Origin of the sequence: Paenibacillus sp. NPDC056933 (genome assembly GCF_042674385.1) — a bacterium.
Lineage (GTDB): Bacteria > Bacillota > Bacilli > Paenibacillales > Paenibacillaceae > Paenibacillus.
This window is the reverse complement of the sequence record NZ_JBHUQN010000001.1, coordinates 2293311-2309914: the sequence shown is the minus strand read 5'-3', so window position 1 is coordinate 2309914 and position 16604 is coordinate 2293311. Positions and strand designations below refer to the sequence as shown.

The following is a 16604-nucleotide window of genomic DNA, read 5'->3' as shown; positions in this document are numbered from 1 at the left end:
CTTCAGGCAAACGTTGCCTCATGTCCTTATTACCATAAAATATCTTTCTATTGTCGACTAGGTTCTCCGCATATATGCCCGTACCGTAAGTGGTGCAAAGATCGCTACGATGACTGCCGCACCGATAAGTGAAGTGACCAGATCAGCTCCCATCGTTCCCTGATTAGCCAGCTCACGAACAGCCGTAACCAGATGGGAGATCGGATTGACGTTCACAATCCACTGTAACCAATTCGGCATGGTTTCTACGGGTACAAAAGCGTTCGAAGCAAAGGTCAATGGAAACAGAACGAGCATGGAAATCCCCTGTACACTGGAAGCTGTTCGAGCAATCACACCAAGAAAGGCAAAAATCCAACTGATGGCCCATGAACAACCAATGACCAGCAATCCCGCCATCGCGACATGAGCCAATCCACCTGCGGGGCTGTACCCCAATAAATAGCCTATAGCAAAGGTTAGTACCGTTGCAATGGTATATCGTAGCGTGTCTGCGAGCAATGCTCCAGCCAGCGGCGCGATGCGGGCAATCGGCAGTGACTTGAATCGGTCGAACACGCCCTTTTCCATATCTTCGCGCAATTGCACTCCGGTAACGACTGAGCTTGTAATGACCGTCTGCACAAGTATACCCGGAATAATGACCAACAGATAATCTTGAATATTTCCCGAAACCGCGCCACCGAAGATGTAAGTAAACATCAATGTGAAAATGATGGGCTGGAGGGTGACATCGAATAATTGCTCTGGTGTGCGTCTCACCTTTAATATCCCGCGATAAGCCATCGTTAAGGAATTTCGGATGGTTTGCCCAAAACTCGTGTATTTTCTCAGCTTCCGACTTGAGTTTTGTTTTATTAATGTACTGTTCATGCTTGCAACTCCTCCACTGCATTGGATTCTGAAGACATATTAGACTCATTGCCACTCGCATCCTGGCCGGTGATTGTAAGAAAGACCTCATCAAGTGTAGGTTTTTGGACACTCATCTCTGCCAGATCAATGCCTGCGGAACGAAAAGCAATCAGCAGATCAGCTGCAATATTGGCATTCGCCATGGGTGCTGTAATCTTCCCGGCTTCCGCTGATATAATGGACTCCGTCCGAAGTATTTGCTCCACAATCTGACGGGCCTGTTCAATCTTCGTTGGTTCCTGTATCCGCAACTGAAGTGAGGCTGTACCCACTGATTCTTTTAAGTGATCCACTGTTCCTTCCGCAACAACGCGACCATGGTCGATTACGGCGACACGATCTGCCAGTTGATCTGCCTCATCCAGATACTGAGTGGTTAAAAGAACGGTTGAACCCGATTTAACCAGTTGGCGGATCGTATTCCACATCTGTGCACGTGTTCGTGGATCAAGTCCTGTCGTAGGTTCATCCAGGAAGATCAGCGGCGGCTGAGCAATAAGACTTGCTGCCAAATCCAGTCTGCGGCGCATGCCTCCCGAGAAACCTTTAATTGGACGTTTGGCAGCTTCCGTCAAACCGAACTCTTCCAGCAACTCCACTGTTTTCCGCTTGGATTCTGCACGTCCCAGACCCAGCAGCCTGGAAAAGATCATCAAATTTTCGTTGGCACTGAGTGACTCATCAACAGATGCATATTGTCCTGTCAATCCAATCAGCTGGCGTACAACCTGTGACTCTTTCACCACATCGTGACCAAATATCCGGGCTGAACCTCCATCCGGTCGCAACAAGGTGGCCAGCATGCTAATGGTTGTTGTTTTGCCAGCTCCGTTAGGACCAAGCACTCCGTAGATTGTACCGGCTCTCACCTTCAGGTTCACCCCGTCTACCGCACGATGATCACCAAAGGTTTTCACAAGCCCTTCCGCATCAATAGCCCACTCACCAAGTTCATTCCCCACTGCTCTTTGTTGTGTATTTATCAATTGTAGTTCCTCCCATATCGTTTATAGGGGAAGAATAACGTACATTTATGAACTGAATATGAATGAATTCGGATTGTTCAATCCATAACGACAATAACGACAAAACCCTGCCCAGGTCCACGATGGGCCGGCAGGGTTCTGATTGTATTTATAATTTCCTAGTTCACAGGCTTGATATCAAAAAAGTCCAGCTCTCCATAACCTTCGCCCTTGGAAAAGCGAATTTTGTTCACACCGGCATTCAGCTGGATTCTGGCTGTAGACAGTCCCCAGTTCTCCCACCCTTTGTTGGTGATATGGAAAGGACTCGCTGTGCCTCCATTCACACTCAGCAGCAGATTAGACCAGTTGCCACCAGCCGTACCATTCGCTGTTCTTGCCAGCAGAATATATTGACCAGCGGACGCTGCATTCACATTAAATTCTACATAGCTGTCAACTGTATCGATATGTCCCGCTTTCATCCCTCCCGAACCGGAAGGACTTTGAGAAGCGTAAGCAATCCCGCCAAATGTCCCTTCTTCACCTTCATATCGAACAACTGACTTTTCTCCCGATGGCAAGGCAATTGGAGTATTGGGATTTACCGGCGTGCCCAGATTGGGTGTGTTATCGGCGTTCCAGGTGAATTTTTGCAAGCGGATCTCCCGATTCCAACCGGAATTGTTGAATTTCGCAGTATGGTACATAATCCAGTCCTCCGTTCCATCAGGAGACTTGGTAAAGGAATGATGACCCGGACCGTACAGGCCGTTTCCGGATCGGAAGATGGGCTGACTGCGCTTGCTCCAGGATGCCGGATTCAGTAAATTGCTGGAGGTGCTGGCAGTAATAATTCCAAGACAATAGTCATTGGTCCAGCTGCCACTTGCCGAGTACACCAGACTGATGACCCCATTTCGAACGATCACTTGCGGTCCCTCATTCACGTTCGGGGAATGATTCGTCTCCCAGGCATAGCTCGGCCGTGCAATTTCCACACGATTCGAATCGATGGTCCAGGGATTACTCATATGGGCAATGTACAGGTTCTGCCGTACATTCGTGTCGCCTTCCCATCCCGACCAGATGAAGTAAAGTTGTCCGTTGGACTGCAGCACCGTACCATCAATTGCCCATTTGTTCGACGGGTCCGTGATTTGACCTTTATACTGCCAGCTTCCCTGGGTCGGATCGGCGGACGTATTTTCCATAACGTACATGCGATGATTGACGTTGTCTCCGTCATCCTTTGCATAATAGATGTACCATGCGCCGTTGATATAGTGAAGTTCTGGAGCCCATATGCCACAGCACCCTGTATTCACCACTGTGGTGGGTGCTGCATCAATGGTTGTTAATTGAGCGGACTTCCAGATCGTGACGTTGCCACCTGTTGTTTTTGTGAAATAAAAGAATCCGTCCGTATGCTTGTAAACCCATGGATCTGCCCCATCCTGCATGACCACGTTATAGAAGTTGTTCTGTGTGGTCGCAGCTTGTGCCATCTGTCCCATAGGAAAAATGAGGAATGCACAAAAGGCCAACAGCAATTTGTTCCTGTAATTCATGATCTTCATCTACAGTCACACTCCTTATCGGATTATGAATCATGTACGTACCGAAGCGATAGTGTTCAATCTTCTATGGCAGCCTTGCGGGAATTGATGCGGCGAATCGTTTCCGAATTGAACTTTGGACGTCTGTCATACGTATATAGTCCATTCACTTCCTGTTCCACATCATACAGTTGGGTGTAACAAAAACCGAACATCATTGGATGGTCCAGCAGAACGTTGGTTAAGCCCTCATACCGAGCGATGAACGCCTCTTCGGATTGAGGTCTGTCGCCATAACCCCAGGACTTCTCATCCTGTTGATCCGGATTCCACCAGATTCCGCCATACTCGCTGATAAAATAAGGCTGCCCTCCATACGTCTGTCGCTCCGGAAACGTATTGAACACCTGCCCGCCATTTTTCATCGGTTCATACCTGGCCCGGAACGTTTCCGGATTCTGATCATAATCATGCAAGTCGAAAATATCCGTCACCACATGAAAGTTACCGCTGGTATCGATGACAGGACGTGTCGGGTCCAAGCGTTTGGTCATCTCATAGACTATTCGGAGCACATCGTCATCCTGGCGGGTTCCGCTGCGATCCCACGTTTCATTGAACGGACACCAGCCGATAAGTGAGGGATGATTAAAATCACGTTCCATGCCTTCCACCCATTCCGGCAGAAAACGCGAAAGACTTTCAGTAGTTGTAATATCCAGTCCCCAGTTAGCATGTTCTCCCCAGACCAGATAACCAAGCTGGTCAGCCCAATACAGGAAACGCGGTTCAAACATCTTCTCATGCAACCTTGCCCCATTAAAGCCAAGGTTCATAGAGATTTCGATGTCCTTGCGCAAATCCTCGTCACTCGGTGCCGTATAGATACCTTCCGGGTAAAAGCCCTGATCCAGTACAAGTCGCTGAAAAACGGACTTCTCATTAATACGAAACGCCATGCCATCCAGTCTTAGCGTCCGTAAGCCAAAATACGATGTTACCGTATCGTTTTCCTGACTCTTACCTTGGAGCTTGAGCTCCAAATCATACAGTTTGGCATGCCCCGGTTCCCATAAATGAATTTCCGACAATGGGACCGTAAGTTTAACGGAAGGCCCATGAGCCACCGCTGTTTGCGATCCGACATCCCTCCCTTCGAAGCGGGCAATTGCAGACACTTCGCCTCCAGCAGCGTTACCGCAAATCTTCACTTCGAGATGGACACAAGCATTATCCGGATCAGCTACCACTTTCAGATCGGATAAATATACCTCTGGTACACTTTCCAGCCACACCGTTTGCCAGATGCCCGTCGTACGGGTGTAATCACATCCATGCGAGTGGAATCTTTCGCTCTGTTTGCCTCTCGGCTGACGTCCCGAACGAACGTCGTCTTCCGCATAGACCGTTACAACATTGGTGCCTGATGAAATATGGGAAGTGATATCAAAATGAAATGGTGCGTATCCTCCCCGATGTTTGCCAACGGATGTACCATTCACCCAGACCTCTGCCTCATAATCAACCGCACCAAAATGAAGCAAAATGCTGCCATTCATCCAGGTATCCGGTATGGTGAATTCCCGTTTATACCATACGGCTGCCATAAAATCGGTATACTCCACGCCTGACAGCCTGCTCTCTGGACAGAACGGAACGGTTATTGTCCCGGAGAGCTTATGTCCGGTTTGCTCATAACCTCGCTCTTTCCCGCTTTTCCCATGATCGATTTCGAATTGCCAGGGACCATTCAGATTGGTCCAATCCTCTCGAACAAACTGGGGCCGGGGATATTCCGGACGAGGAATTGTTGACATGCTTCTGCTCTGTTCTTTCATTAATGAATCGCTCCTTTTAACCTTTTATTGAACCCACATAGACACCTTTTACGAAATACTTTTGCAAGAAAGGATAGACCATCAGGATTGGAATGGTAGATACGACTATAGTGCAGTATTTGACGAGTTCCCGATAAGCCGTTGAACTGCCAGCACTGTCAATCACGACACCGCCCGCACTCCCCATGGTTGTTGCACTTGAGTCATTGGCTACCAGAATCTCTTTCATCAGGAGTTGCAACGGGAATTTGTCCCGGTCCTGCAGCAGAACCATGGCGTTAAACCATGAGTTCCAGTTACCAACCAGATAGTAGAGGAAGATGACAGCCAGGGTAGCTTTGGATAGCGGCAATATCACATACATCAATATCCGTGCCTGACTCGCACCATCAATCGTTGCTGCCTCTTCCAATTCCAAGGGGATCGCCTGAAAGCCGGTTCGCAAAATGATAATATTCCAGGTGCTCAGCGCCGTAGGCAAAATCATGGCCCACAGATTATTGAACAAACCGATATCCTTCATCAAAAGGAACCAGGGAATCAGGCCACCTCCGAAGAACATCGTAATCGTGATGACAATCATGATTGCATTTTTAAAATACAAATCACGTCTCGATAGGACAAAAGCCCCCATAATGGTCATGACCATATTGACGAACGTCCCCAGTCCCACGTAAATTAACGTGTTTCTATATCCCACCAAAAGGCTGTTATCCTTGAAAATCAGCTTGTATCCATCCAAAGTAAATCCCAACGGTTTAAGCAGAAGCCCCTTGTGCGCCACCAGTCGGGCCGGGTCGCTGAAAGAAGCAAACACAATATGCAGAATGGGATACAGACAGGCCAGCGTCAACAGGGACAGCAGTGTGTAATTCACGATGTCGAACACCCGGTTGCCCATCGTTTTACGATATTTCATCTTGCTTCACTCCTTCCTAACTCCTTCCTACCACAGGCTGACCTCAGAGTTACGCTTGGCAATTCTATTCGTTGCCCACAATAATGCGAAATTGATAATTGCACTTAACAAGCCGACGGCTGTGGAATAGCTCAAGCTCGCTTCTCTTAACCCTCTTCGATACACATAGGATGCAATGACATCCGCGGTATCATAGGTCAGCGGGTTATATAGAAGGATTATTTTCTCGTAACCGGAAGCCATCAAACCGCCAATTGCAAAAATAAACAGAATCACGATGACCGGACTGATCTGGGGCAGCGTTATATGCCACATCTTTTTGATTCGCCCAACCCCATCAATATCGGCTGCCTCGTACAAGGCAGGATCAATCGAGCTCATGGCGGCCAGATAAATAATACTCTCCCAACCTATGCTCTGCCATATGCCCGAAAAGGTATAAATCGGTCGGAACATGGACGAATATCCTAACAAGGAGCTGTATTCCTTGCCTGTGAAGAACTGCAGAATCTGAGTGATGATACCTTCATCGGCAGTGAAGATATGAATCATACCGCAGACGACGACCAGTGAAATGAAGTGAGGCATGTAGGTAATCGTTTGTACCACTTTTTTGAACCTGCTGTTCCGTGCTTCATTAAGCATTAACGCCAGTAGGATCGGAGCCGTAAAACCAAATACGATTCCCCACAGATTCAACAGCAGTGTATTCTTGACTACTCTCCAGAAATAAGGGCCTTCAAAGAATTCGATAAAGTGCTTGAATCCAACCCATTGGCTATCCGCAAAGCCCAGCAATGGTTTAAAGTCTTTAAACGCAATGAGTACACCCCACATCGGTCCATAACAGAAGACCAGGAACCAGGCGATCACCGGGATCGCGAGCATATAGGCAAACCAGTTCTTTTTAAAATCTTTTTTAATGATTTGACCGGTATTTTTGCGTTTGGGGGCGATCATCCCGCTGTGCAGCTCCCTGTTTTTTCGTACAGTCAGCATCTTATTGGCACCTCGTTTCTAACTCCTCACTGTTCAGAGATTCATGCTACCTTTGGTTATACCGATCCAGCGCTGCCTGATGGATGCTCAGGAATTCATCCAGCCCCATCTTCTTGGCTTCCGTTAGAAACTTGTCATATGCATCAACCTGAAGTTCCCCCATGATGATCTTGGCAAAATACTCGCCACGCAGTGTGGATAGCTGGTTGCCCAATTCAGCTTCCCGTGATGCTTCTTCCTGAGTGAACGTGATTGGAGGCATCGCCATGCTGGTATCCATGTTCTCTGTCCACTCTTTCCGAATGTCTCCGGAATAGCTCCCTTTGGCAACAATGAGTGGATTTGAGTTATGCTCGTCGCGAATGGCTGGCCAGGAATGCATGCGGTACTTCAACAAAGTCGTCGCAACAGGCTGGCCGTCCGGATCTTTGTAAATGTAACTATCTTCATGAAAATACGGTTTGCCGTTCTCATCGATTAAATGTACTGTTCCGTATTCTCCATAATTGAGAATTTCCCAGCCCTTTTTGCTGTAGTTAAAATCAAGCCAGGCCATTGCCGCTTCTACATCTTCACATTGAGTGGTGATTGCCGCTGTGGTTCCTGTTCGTTTGAAGTTCTTGTAGGTCGTTGCTGATTTATCACCTTTGTTCAGAACTGGATTGAGCGCGCCCACAAAATCGATATCGTTCTGCTGCTTCCAGTAACTCCACATCGTATCCGGTGAATCCATCATGACTGCCGTTTTATCCGAGATCGCGCTTGCCATCCTTTGGTTAAAGTCTGCGGTTGCCCAATCCCGATTAAGCAATCCTTCCTTGTTCCACTGCTGCATCGTTGTCAGGTATTCCTTGGCTTTGGGTTGTGCAGGACCCCAAGCGACTTTTCCATTCGCATCAAGAAAGGTCCAGTCCCATACGCCATATGCGCCATTAATAATGCCTGTAAAGACCTGGCCATAGGAAGATCCATAATTCAGTGGTTCAGCATATCCAACTTCCTTGCTCTTTTTCAAAAAGGTATGCCACTCCTCGATCGTGGCTGGAACGTCCAGTCCCGTCTTTTCCAATGCTTCCTTCTTGATCAGCGTACCGAACCAGGTCCATTCGGAATACGGAGCGATTCCATAAAAACCAAGAAGCTTGCCGGTATCGGTAACGGTCGTCTTCCTTCTCGTCTCATCGGAGTTCCGCCATGCTGAATAGTTCGGAGCGTTGGTTTCCATCAAGTCGGTGAGATCCAGATAAGCCCCGTCATTCAAACCCGCTTCAAGACCTCCCGGATAACGTTCAGGATTGATAATGATATCGGGCAGCTCCCCGGATGAGATCATCAGGGTAAAGGCGTCTGCCTCTTGTCCAACTGGTGGTGTAATGAAGTTGACCTTGATTCCGGTCAGTTGCTGCACTTGCTTTTGTACCACCTGTTTGTTCATGTCAGGGACGTTGGGATTGGCTGGCATCCAAACGTCCAGCGTGACATCTTTCTTATATGGATACGCTGAGTAATCGTTCGGGATGGTTTCATCGTACAGATCTCCCAAATAGGTGTCATTTAACGTGTGGTTTACCTCGTCACTCTGCGCTTGCGTAGGCTTTTGGTTGCCGCGAATATCCAGGCTTATATCCGTGAATGTGACCTTGTTCTTCTCTGTGGAAACTTCTTTATCCTGAGGTTCAGCCTCTCCTGATTCATTTTGACTGCTGCATGCTGCAGTCGAAAACAACATTGCAGACACCATCACAACACTCATGAGCCGTTTCCTAAATTTCGCCATATCCATCCCCCCGCTATGAATTTGAGAAGCGCCCCTAATGATGCCTATCTAATTTGTAATTTTCTGTATTTGAATCAAAGTATAGTTACACAATAATTGTATATCAACGATTTCAATCTATTTTATTGTAATAAAATATCTTCGCATATTTTGTTAAAAAGCCACTCTCACCCTTTCCAAGCAACGTTTCAATAGTCCGGTTTAACAATATCGATTTTATCCAAAGATAAATGAAGCACTATTAGTTACAAAGTTATTGTAATTATGAACATACCTATACATGATTCCCACGTCTTCCGGTTCATTCTCCGGATGGAACTTGAAGCGCCTGATTATCACTGAAAGGCACACCAAAGTCAGGGGTTCCATCCGAATTCCATCCCAATTTCTGAACGCGCGTTGCCCTTAAAGCCGTTTCAGCCCCTGGGCTCGGGAGAGCATGGTATACAATCCAGTCTTCCTGACCATCAGGTGAGGTGGTGAAGCTGTTGTGTCCTGTGGCATATACTCCATTATCCGGGCTTTTTCGAAAAACAGGTTCCGCAGACTTGGTCCACGAAGAGGCAAGCATCGGATCATCCTGTTCATTCATGGTCAGCATGCCAAGCGCATAATCTTCAGACCAGGTTGTACTTGCGGAATATACCAGAAAAATGCGTCCATTCCGTTGCAGTGTGACCGGGCCTTCATTAATCGCCATTCCCCCCTGCTTTTCCCAGGTAAGGGTCGGGGCCGTGAGCAAAACATGATCACCTGTCAAGGAATGTGGATCAGACATCCGCATCATATAGATTGCCGATCCATAGTCTGGAAAATGACCATATCCGGCATACAAAAAATAAAGCTGTCCCCTGAGCATCAGCACAGTACCGTCCAAACCGGGAACAGGAGTATTCAGTGCTCCCTTCCATACCCACTCCCCCTCCATAGGATTCGGACTTTCATTCTCCAGCACGCAGATCCGCCGTGAATCGTCCCCTCCCCCATCGTTGGCCGTATAGTATATATACCATCTTCCATTCAAAAAATGGATTTCTGGTGCCCACAAATGATGGCTGTAACGCCCCCCAGGCTCCGGTGACCAGATGATTTTCCGAGTCCCTTTGTCGATTTGCGATAATCGAGAAGACTGAATAAGCTCCAGGTAATTTGAGGTTGTGCGCATAAAATAATAATGGCTATCTGAGTGCCTATAGACCCAAGGATCTGCGGATTGCATTGCAACCGGGTTATAGAAAATATTCTTGTTGGTCATTTCTTCCTTCTCCCTTCTTATCGAACTATTTTCTATTATCTGGCAGGTTATATTGACAAACAATTATGAAAACGCTTTAAATACAAGGATAAAAAAGACAACCTTCAAGCGATTTCGTCGGTCGAAAAAAACCGTCCGCAGACGGTTTCCCTGTTGAAGCGCTACTAATTGTTTTGCATCCGCCATTCCAGCGGAGTAACCCCAACCGATTTAACAAAGAAATCATAAAACCTGCTAGACGAGGTAAAACCCACTTCCGATGAGATCATCTCAACAGCCTTGTTGGTTTGCTGTAACAGACGCTTGGCTTCGATTAGTCGAAGATTAATGATGTACTGTTTCGGGGAGACACCAACGGTTTCCGTAAATTTCTTTCGCAGATTACTGGCGGACAGAAAATGTCGAGACGCTAACTCACTGACCGTAATCGGAGTGTAATACGCCGAGTGAATCTCTTTTAGCACTTCCTGAATTATCTCTTGGCTGGTCGTATGGTGAACAGGATAGGAAGAGTCGAGCGAATGATTTTGTTGGAAAAGACACAGTGAGGTCTCCAGCGCCAAACGCATTAATTGACTGGAATCGATGTTTTTTTTGTCGGAACGCCACTCTTTCTCCAATTGAGACAAACTCACTTCTGCCCACCGCAGACTGTCCTTAGAGAGGTGCGCAGTCTGAATGCGATCCCTCTGATGATCCTGCGCGTGAAAGAGATAACGAGAATGTACAGGTAACTGATCATGGTAGAAATGCACGGAAATGCCTTGCCAGGGATCGGTGCATACATAACCGTGATGAAGTGCTGGAGGAATCATGATCATGTCGCCCTTGCCCACTTTGACATTCTGCTCTGGTGAACTGTAGTACCCTTCTCCATCCAGTATAAGTGTCAGTTCATTATAATCATGTGAATGAGACTTGAATAAACCTTCGCCCTGCTCCAAATGAAACAAATTCGGTTTAAAACGCTCGATACTCACAATTAATGAGGTATTGTTATTTGGCATATCTCGCATGCTTATCACCCGCATTCATCGTATACCTTACCTGCATAATAATGTTCTGTTCATGATCACCAAACCCCTTGCCAAACAGATTCAAGCCTCCCTGATGTCTGGCATCCGGATGAATTCCAATGCGCAGTCTTAATTTGGGTTTCTCCTCGAGATGAAGATCAGACAGGGACACATCAGAAATTTTCTCTTCGTCCAGCATGGTTTTGTTGTCGTCCACACGCCATTTTTTGAGAATACCGTACTGTGTAGAACCATCAGACCACCATGCCGGATTCAGTTTACCACGGCGGTCACCCAAATCTCCGGGACTTGTCCACATCCCGATCTCAGTGCCATTAACCCAAACGGAAATATCTGAGGGCCAGTCATTGTTATAGGTTGCTACTTCAGAACAGATTTCCATGGACAATTCCAAAGCTTCAATCATGGCGCCTTGCGGAATGTCCATCGGAAGCAAATATTCCAGGTACCCTTTTGCCAGCCAGATAATCTGAGCATCAATATGCTTGGGATGATAGAAACTTGCCGGGTCATCTTCCTTCAAAATCATGTCCTCCGTGCTCGCCATACCGCATGTTGGCGCAACCTCACAGTCGCTGTAGTGCCCTATCGGCATCTGGACCTCATAGACATTCGTATCCCGTTTGGGAAAAGATGCAACCCGATCCAGGGCAATGTGAATATCATCATAGTTACGGCTACAAACCTTCATGGCTCCGCGAGAAGCCGGGAGCATTTCCGTATGTATTAAATGGGCTGCCTCCAGCACTTTAATATGATTGGCTACCGTTGACACCGGCAGGTCCAGTGCTTCGGCAATTTCGATAATGTTTAAGTTGTTGGTATTTAAAAGCTGGAGAATGTCAATCCGGGAACGAGTCGACAGGGCGTGGGTTACAGTTACCAGTTTTTCCGGGTCATTAAAGCTGAGTTCCAGCACGTATTTGCTCTCCTTTTGAAAATATGAATTAAAAATAATTCTACTGAATAACAGGAATAAACACAATGTTGCCCATGGTCCAATCCTGCCGTTTGGTAGAATTAATCTGAGAACATTTTCCATGTAATCTTTTCTATAGTGAAGGCAATGAATAAAGTAATCTGCATTTGGAGCATCTGCACCATAAAATGGATTTCCTAATCATGAAGCAGCAGCTTATCGCTCAGCAGTTTTCCACGCTTGATAAAAATAGGCGACTCTCGCAAACCGAAGCCCCTTCCGATTCTTCGTCGCAAACTCAGCTCATATGATTTTCTTTTACATGTCCTTTTGTCATACGTATTGTCACTGGCCTGCTCAAGCAAAAATCAGCCAGATTGGCACGGGACAGCTTCAATTTGCGAGAGGTGTGCCGATGAATCACTGCCTCGTGAACATATAGCTGTCCCATTTCCTGCGATTGTACAACGATGTCTAAACTTAATATGTGGACCATATGGTTTAGTATGGTATGCTTGAACACTGGACTCATTCTTAACACATCGGGTTTCGTTTGGGAGGAAAGACAGTGAATTGGATACGTCAATTTAATACGGGCGAATCCGTATTAAAAGTTAAAAATAATCGCATTATCTACTTTGCCAAATTATCCGTTCCACTCAATGCCCTAATCGCAGTGGGTAAAATATTCTTGGGAATTTTCTCGCTCTCCTTCTTTTTATGTATTAACGCCTTCTATAATATCGGCATCGCCGTTGCCAAGTACTATGCAGCAAAGGCACATGAAGACTCGAATCTCGGTGACTCCAGCCCGGAGGAGATCAGTAAAAAACAATACGCTGCTTATCACTTTATAGGCACGATTGTGCTTGCATCAAGTGTGGTGTACATCATTTATTGCAGTAAATTATTATTCGTTGATGGCAGCAGAACACACTATCCTCGCTATGTCGCCTTCATCATAGCTGCCGTTACTTTTACCGAAATCGCCGTTTCTCTTGGGGGCGCCATCATGGCGAGACGGAATAATGAACCGGTCATTGAAGCGATCAAACTGACGAATTTCTCTTCATCTTTGATCTCACTTTCATTAACACAAACTGCGATCATGTCATTCTCATATAAAGGAGATCCTACCTTTTACAATGGACTTTCAGGCATCATTTTTGGCCTTCTGGCAGCACTCATCGGACTGTATATGATATTAAGAACCCGGGCAAGAGAATAGCCATACTATCATCTGTTGTAACCGCATCTGCTTATAGTTGAACCTAACTATAGACAGATGTTTTTTTATCATATCAAGTCATTATAAGAATAAGCACGAATTAAAGAGAACTGTTTGGCAAGAAAATGCGGAGCATAGGGCATGTCATTGCGAAGCCAGGATACAATGGTACCAATCAGGGCTGAGGAACTGTACCAAATGGCGATCTCCTTATGAATACCCGCCTGTGCAAGAGAGTTTCCCAGTTCCAAACTATCAATCTTGGCTGAAACAAGTTTCGTTAGCAATTTCAAGAGTCTCTCCGTAAAAATGGGGGTTCGTCTGGAAGCGAGAACAACGCTATAGAATTTCGAATGTTCAGCAAAGTGTTCAAGCAATTTTACAAGTACAGGCCAACCATCGTCTTTGGCAGCATCATCCAATGGAGGAGCATGTTCGTCCACAATCCGTTCAATGTGTTCGATCATCTCGTCAGCCATTTTTTCCATCATATCTGTAATGTCACGATAATGAAGGTAAAACGTCACCCGATTAATGGTCGCTCGTTCCGCAATCCGATTAACGGACAATTTCTCGATATCCATTTCTTGTAACAGGTCTACAAACGCATCCCGAATCAGCTGTCTTGTGCGAAGTATCCGAGGATCTGTAGCAGATTTCTTATCATGTTTCATGCAAAATCACTCCTCAAATTTTAAAAATTACAATTTTAAATGATCAGTCGTTTATTTCCGAATTAAACGACATATTTTATTGTTTCGTAAAATAAGCAACGAAAATACCCAAAATCGTAAATTGTAATCTTCGGGAATATGTATATAATTCAATAAATACAATGTAAACTATACAACACGTTGTAAATTTAGTCACGTGTGAATTGAAAGGATGGAATGGATTGAGCCAGGCTAGATTAAAAGAAAGAGATGACGTAAAAAAGGGCCCCATACTGTTTGTTATGATTTTGGGAGCATTTCTTGCCACATTGAACCAAACCGTAATGAGTGTGGCAACACCGGAGCTGATGGGTGATTTTAATATCTCAGCAGCAACAGCCCAATGGTTTACGACAGGCTACATGCTGGTGAACGGAGTTCTTATTCCCATCACGGCCTATTTCATGCAACGCTTTTCGACACGGCAATTATTTCAAGCTTCGATGTTTATTTTCCTCATCGGTACGATTATATCTGCCCTTGCGAGTAATTTCGGTACCTTGCTGACAGGACGTATGGTTCAAGCAGCCGGTGCTGGTATTATCATGCCATTGTTGATGCATGTCATTCTTACCTTGTTCTCTCCTGAGAAAAGGGGCGCCGCGATGGGTATGGTCGGTTTTGCCATCATTTTCGCTCCGGCCATTGGGCCAACCCTTGCTGGTTATATTCTTGAGAACTACACATGGCAAACGATGTTTTACGGGATGATCCCACTAACCGTTATTGTTATTGGTTTTGGGTTTGTATATCTCAAAAATGTATCGGAACGAATCAAACTCAAATTTGACACGCTTAGCGTGCTGCTGTCCACGATTGGATTCGGCGCATTGCTGTATGGCTTCAGCCGGGCGGGAAGTCTGGGATGGTCAAGCGCAGAAGTCATCATATGCCTTGCAGCAGGAGTTGTTGCTCTTGGACTGTTCACATGGAGACAGCTCGCGTCTGCAACTCCCCTGCTCGATCTGCGGGCTTTCAAGTATAATATGTTCTCTCTGACCACGATCATTAATATCGCGATAACGATGATCATGTATGCTGATATGATGTTGCTTCCTTTATACCTCCAAAATGCACGGGGTTACACGGCATTGGAGTCTGGACTACTGTTACTCCCTGGGGCACTTGTGATGGGCTTCCTGATGCCGGTAACGGGCAGATTGTTTGACCGCTTCGGCGCAAAATGGCTGGCTATTATCGGGATGGTTATAACCATCGTAACCACCATCGGGTTCATCGACCTTACGGATTCGACCAGTTATACGTACCTGGTATTAATGTCAACCGGTCGCCGAATTGGTATGGCCTTGCTCATGATGCCTATCCAAACGGCAGGTTTGAATCAATTGCCACCAAGACTTGGGCCACATGGTACAGCGATATCCAATACCGTCAGACAGGTCGCTGGAGCTGTAGGTACTTCATTGCTCGTCAGTGTCATGACCAGTCGTACAACGGCACATGTACAGGATATGGTTTCAAGCGGTGCAGCCAAAGGTTTAACTCAACAACAGTTGGGAATGGAATCTATGATCCAGGGAATTAATGATGCATATGTCGTCATTATCGGCATTGCCGTTCTCGGACTGCTGCTTTCTTTCTTCATTAAACGGACCAAACAAGCAACGGAGGAAGACTCCAAACAGCCTGTACGGCAAAAAGTCTCCATGAACACCAATTAAGAAACGCAAATACAGGATTTGCATCCTGTGGAGTCAGAGTCTTTATACAAGAAGCGGCCGATTAGGACATTTAGATTTACGTCCAATCCGCCGCTTTTTTGTATCTTTAAACGAGTTCAAAAAAGGAAAGGCCAATACGCTACTCTCAACCGTTAGAGCCATTTTCCTTGCCTCACTTTTTCTTGCTTCATTCTGAAAAGTGCTTTTATTTCCGTTTATTCAAGCTCTCTCAGGGCAATCCACTGCAAACATCACATGTTCTTTCCATCTTCCTTTAATTTTAATGTTCTGGCGGCCTATCTCCTGGAAACCTGCTTTGCGGAGCACTCGTATCGATCCAATATTGTCGGGCAAAGCACCTGCTTCCACCCGCTTTATTCCCGCTTCACTAAAAGCAAATTTCAGTACCATTTGAAGGGCTTCACTCATATATCCTTTACCATTGTGCCCTTGATCCAATACATAACCGACAATCCATTTGTCGGTGTGCTCCAGTACAAGTTCAAACAGAGAGATTTCCCCAATGAGCTCTTGTGTAGCCTTCAGGAAAATCCCAAAAGAATACCGTTTCTCTTCTTCTCTAGCCTTCGCCCAACGCTCAAGAATTGCCACTTGGCCCTCCAGCGTATAGAAGGTATCCGATCGATCGCTTGCCGATATTTCTTCGAATACAGCCCGGTTGCGAAGCTGCAAATCCAGAAGTATTTCCGCGTCTTCGACGTTCAACAACTTTAACTGGATTCGTTCTCCGGCATCATTCATGTATGTTCACCCTCTGCTCTGGTTGTAGTCCATGTG

Annotated in this window: 14 protein-coding genes; 2 read left to right on the top strand and 12 right to left on the bottom strand. The window is 46.1% G+C overall.

The features are described from left to right. Nucleotides 1–57: 57 nt before the first annotated feature. From ACFTRD_RS10360 to ACFTRD_RS10315, 10 genes are all read right to left on the bottom strand, one after another. Nucleotides 58–873: an ABC transporter permease gene (locus ACFTRD_RS10360; RefSeq protein WP_379379447.1), complete on the bottom strand. Its 816-nt coding sequence runs from the start codon at nucleotides 871–873 to the stop codon at nucleotides 58–60. After that, the gene (locus ACFTRD_RS10355) at nucleotides 870–1898 is read right to left on the bottom strand and encodes an ATP-binding cassette domain-containing protein (RefSeq protein ID WP_379381288.1); all 1029 of its coding nucleotides are present in this window, start codon (nucleotides 1896–1898) and stop codon (nucleotides 870–872) included. The genes ACFTRD_RS10360 and ACFTRD_RS10355 overlap by 4 nt, the downstream gene beginning before the upstream one ends. A 161-nt stretch (nucleotides 1899–2059) precedes the next feature. Beyond that, complete coding sequence (locus ACFTRD_RS10350; RefSeq protein WP_379381286.1) at nucleotides 2060–3451, bottom strand: family 43 glycosylhydrolase; 1392 nt, start codon at nucleotides 3449–3451, stop codon at nucleotides 2060–2062. Nucleotides 3452–3516: 65 nt separating this feature from the next. Continuing rightward, entirely contained in the window at nucleotides 3517–5277 is a 1761-nt protein-coding gene (locus ACFTRD_RS10345) for a glycoside hydrolase family 2 protein (protein ID WP_379379445.1), read from the bottom strand. 16 nt (nucleotides 5278–5293) lie between these two features. After that, nucleotides 5294–6196, bottom strand: a complete 903-nt coding sequence (locus tag ACFTRD_RS10340; protein WP_379379443.1) for a carbohydrate ABC transporter permease — start codon at nucleotides 6194–6196, stop codon at nucleotides 5294–5296. Between the two features lie 27 nt (nucleotides 6197–6223). Continuing rightward, a complete protein-coding gene (locus ACFTRD_RS10335) occupies nucleotides 6224–7195 on the bottom strand; it encodes an ABC transporter permease (protein ID WP_379379441.1) in 972 nt (323 codons plus the stop codon). Between the two features lie 46 nt (nucleotides 7196–7241). Next, entirely contained in the window at nucleotides 7242–8972 is a 1731-nt protein-coding gene (locus tag ACFTRD_RS10330) for a type 2 periplasmic-binding domain-containing protein (RefSeq protein WP_379379439.1), read from the bottom strand. A 301-nt stretch (nucleotides 8973–9273) separates the two neighbouring features. Beyond that, complete coding sequence (locus ACFTRD_RS10325; protein WP_379379437.1) at nucleotides 9274–10227, bottom strand: glycoside hydrolase family 43 protein; 954 nt, start codon at nucleotides 10225–10227, stop codon at nucleotides 9274–9276. Nucleotides 10228–10391: 164 nt separating this feature from the next. Continuing rightward, on the bottom strand, nucleotides 10392–11243 hold the full coding sequence (locus ACFTRD_RS10320; protein ID WP_379379434.1) for a helix-turn-helix transcriptional regulator: 852 nt from the start codon (nucleotides 11241–11243) through the stop codon (nucleotides 10392–10394). Continuing rightward, entirely contained in the window at nucleotides 11224–12183 is a 960-nt protein-coding gene (locus ACFTRD_RS10315; protein WP_192266931.1) for an ArsR/SmtB family transcription factor, read from the bottom strand. The genes ACFTRD_RS10320 and ACFTRD_RS10315 overlap by 20 nt, the downstream gene beginning before the upstream one ends. Before the next feature lie 568 nt (nucleotides 12184–12751). Here ACFTRD_RS10315 and ACFTRD_RS10310 point away from each other — a divergent pair. After that, a complete protein-coding gene (locus ACFTRD_RS10310; protein ID WP_379379431.1) occupies nucleotides 12752–13411 on the top strand; it encodes a hypothetical protein in 660 nt (219 codons plus the stop codon). 68 nt (nucleotides 13412–13479) lie between these two features. On the opposite strand, the gene ACFTRD_RS10305 is transcribed toward ACFTRD_RS10310, so the two are convergent. Then, nucleotides 13480–14085, bottom strand: coding sequence for a TetR/AcrR family transcriptional regulator (locus ACFTRD_RS10305; RefSeq protein WP_379379429.1), 606 nt, complete (start codon nucleotides 14083–14085; stop codon nucleotides 13480–13482). 281 nt (nucleotides 14086–14366) lie between these two features. Here ACFTRD_RS10305 and ACFTRD_RS10300 point away from each other — a divergent pair, with 281 nt between their 5' ends. Further along, entirely contained in the window at nucleotides 14367–15806 is a 1440-nt protein-coding gene (locus tag ACFTRD_RS10300) for a DHA2 family efflux MFS transporter permease subunit (protein WP_379381284.1), read from the top strand. Nucleotides 15807–16025: 219 nt separating this feature from the next. On the opposite strand, the gene ACFTRD_RS10295 is transcribed toward ACFTRD_RS10300, so the two are convergent. Continuing rightward, nucleotides 16026–16568, bottom strand: coding sequence for a GNAT family N-acetyltransferase (locus ACFTRD_RS10295; protein ID WP_379379427.1), 543 nt, complete (start codon nucleotides 16566–16568; stop codon nucleotides 16026–16028). Nucleotides 16569–16604: the final 36 nt, after the last annotated feature.

Bases quoted from the DNA above. Each gene is read 5' to 3' on its own strand.
- ACFTRD_RS10350 (WP_379381286.1), bottom strand. From the start codon at position 3,451: ATGAATTACAGGAACAAATTGCTGTTGGCCTTTTGTGCATTCCTCATT.
- ACFTRD_RS10295 (WP_379379427.1), bottom strand. From the start codon at position 16,568: ATGAATGATGCCGGAGAACGAATCCAGTTAAAGTTGTTGAACGTCGAA.
- ACFTRD_RS10330 (WP_379379439.1), bottom strand. From the start codon at position 8,972: ATGGCGAAATTTAGGAAACGGCTCATGAGTGTTGTGATGGTGTCTGCA.
- ACFTRD_RS10320 (WP_379379434.1), bottom strand. From the start codon at position 11,243: ATGCGAGATATGCCAAATAACAATACCTCATTAATTGTGAGTATCGAG.
- ACFTRD_RS10300 (WP_379381284.1), top strand. From the start codon at position 14,367: ATGATTTTGGGAGCATTTCTTGCCACATTGAACCAAACCGTAATGAGT.
- ACFTRD_RS10325 (WP_379379437.1), bottom strand. From the start codon at position 10,227: ATGACCAACAAGAATATTTTCTATAACCCGGTTGCAATGCAATCCGCA.
- ACFTRD_RS10335 (WP_379379441.1), bottom strand. From the start codon at position 7,195: ATGCTGACTGTACGAAAAAACAGGGAGCTGCACAGCGGGATGATCGCC.
- ACFTRD_RS10345 (WP_379379445.1), bottom strand. From the start codon at position 5,277: ATGAAAGAACAGAGCAGAAGCATGTCAACAATTCCTCGTCCGGAATAT.
- ACFTRD_RS10305 (WP_379379429.1), bottom strand. From the start codon at position 14,085: ATGAAACATGATAAGAAATCTGCTACAGATCCTCGGATACTTCGCACA.
- ACFTRD_RS10340 (WP_379379443.1), bottom strand. From the start codon at position 6,196: ATGAAATATCGTAAAACGATGGGCAACCGGGTGTTCGACATCGTGAAT.
- ACFTRD_RS10360 (WP_379379447.1), bottom strand. From the start codon at position 873: ATGAACAGTACATTAATAAAACAAAACTCAAGTCGGAAGCTGAGAAAA.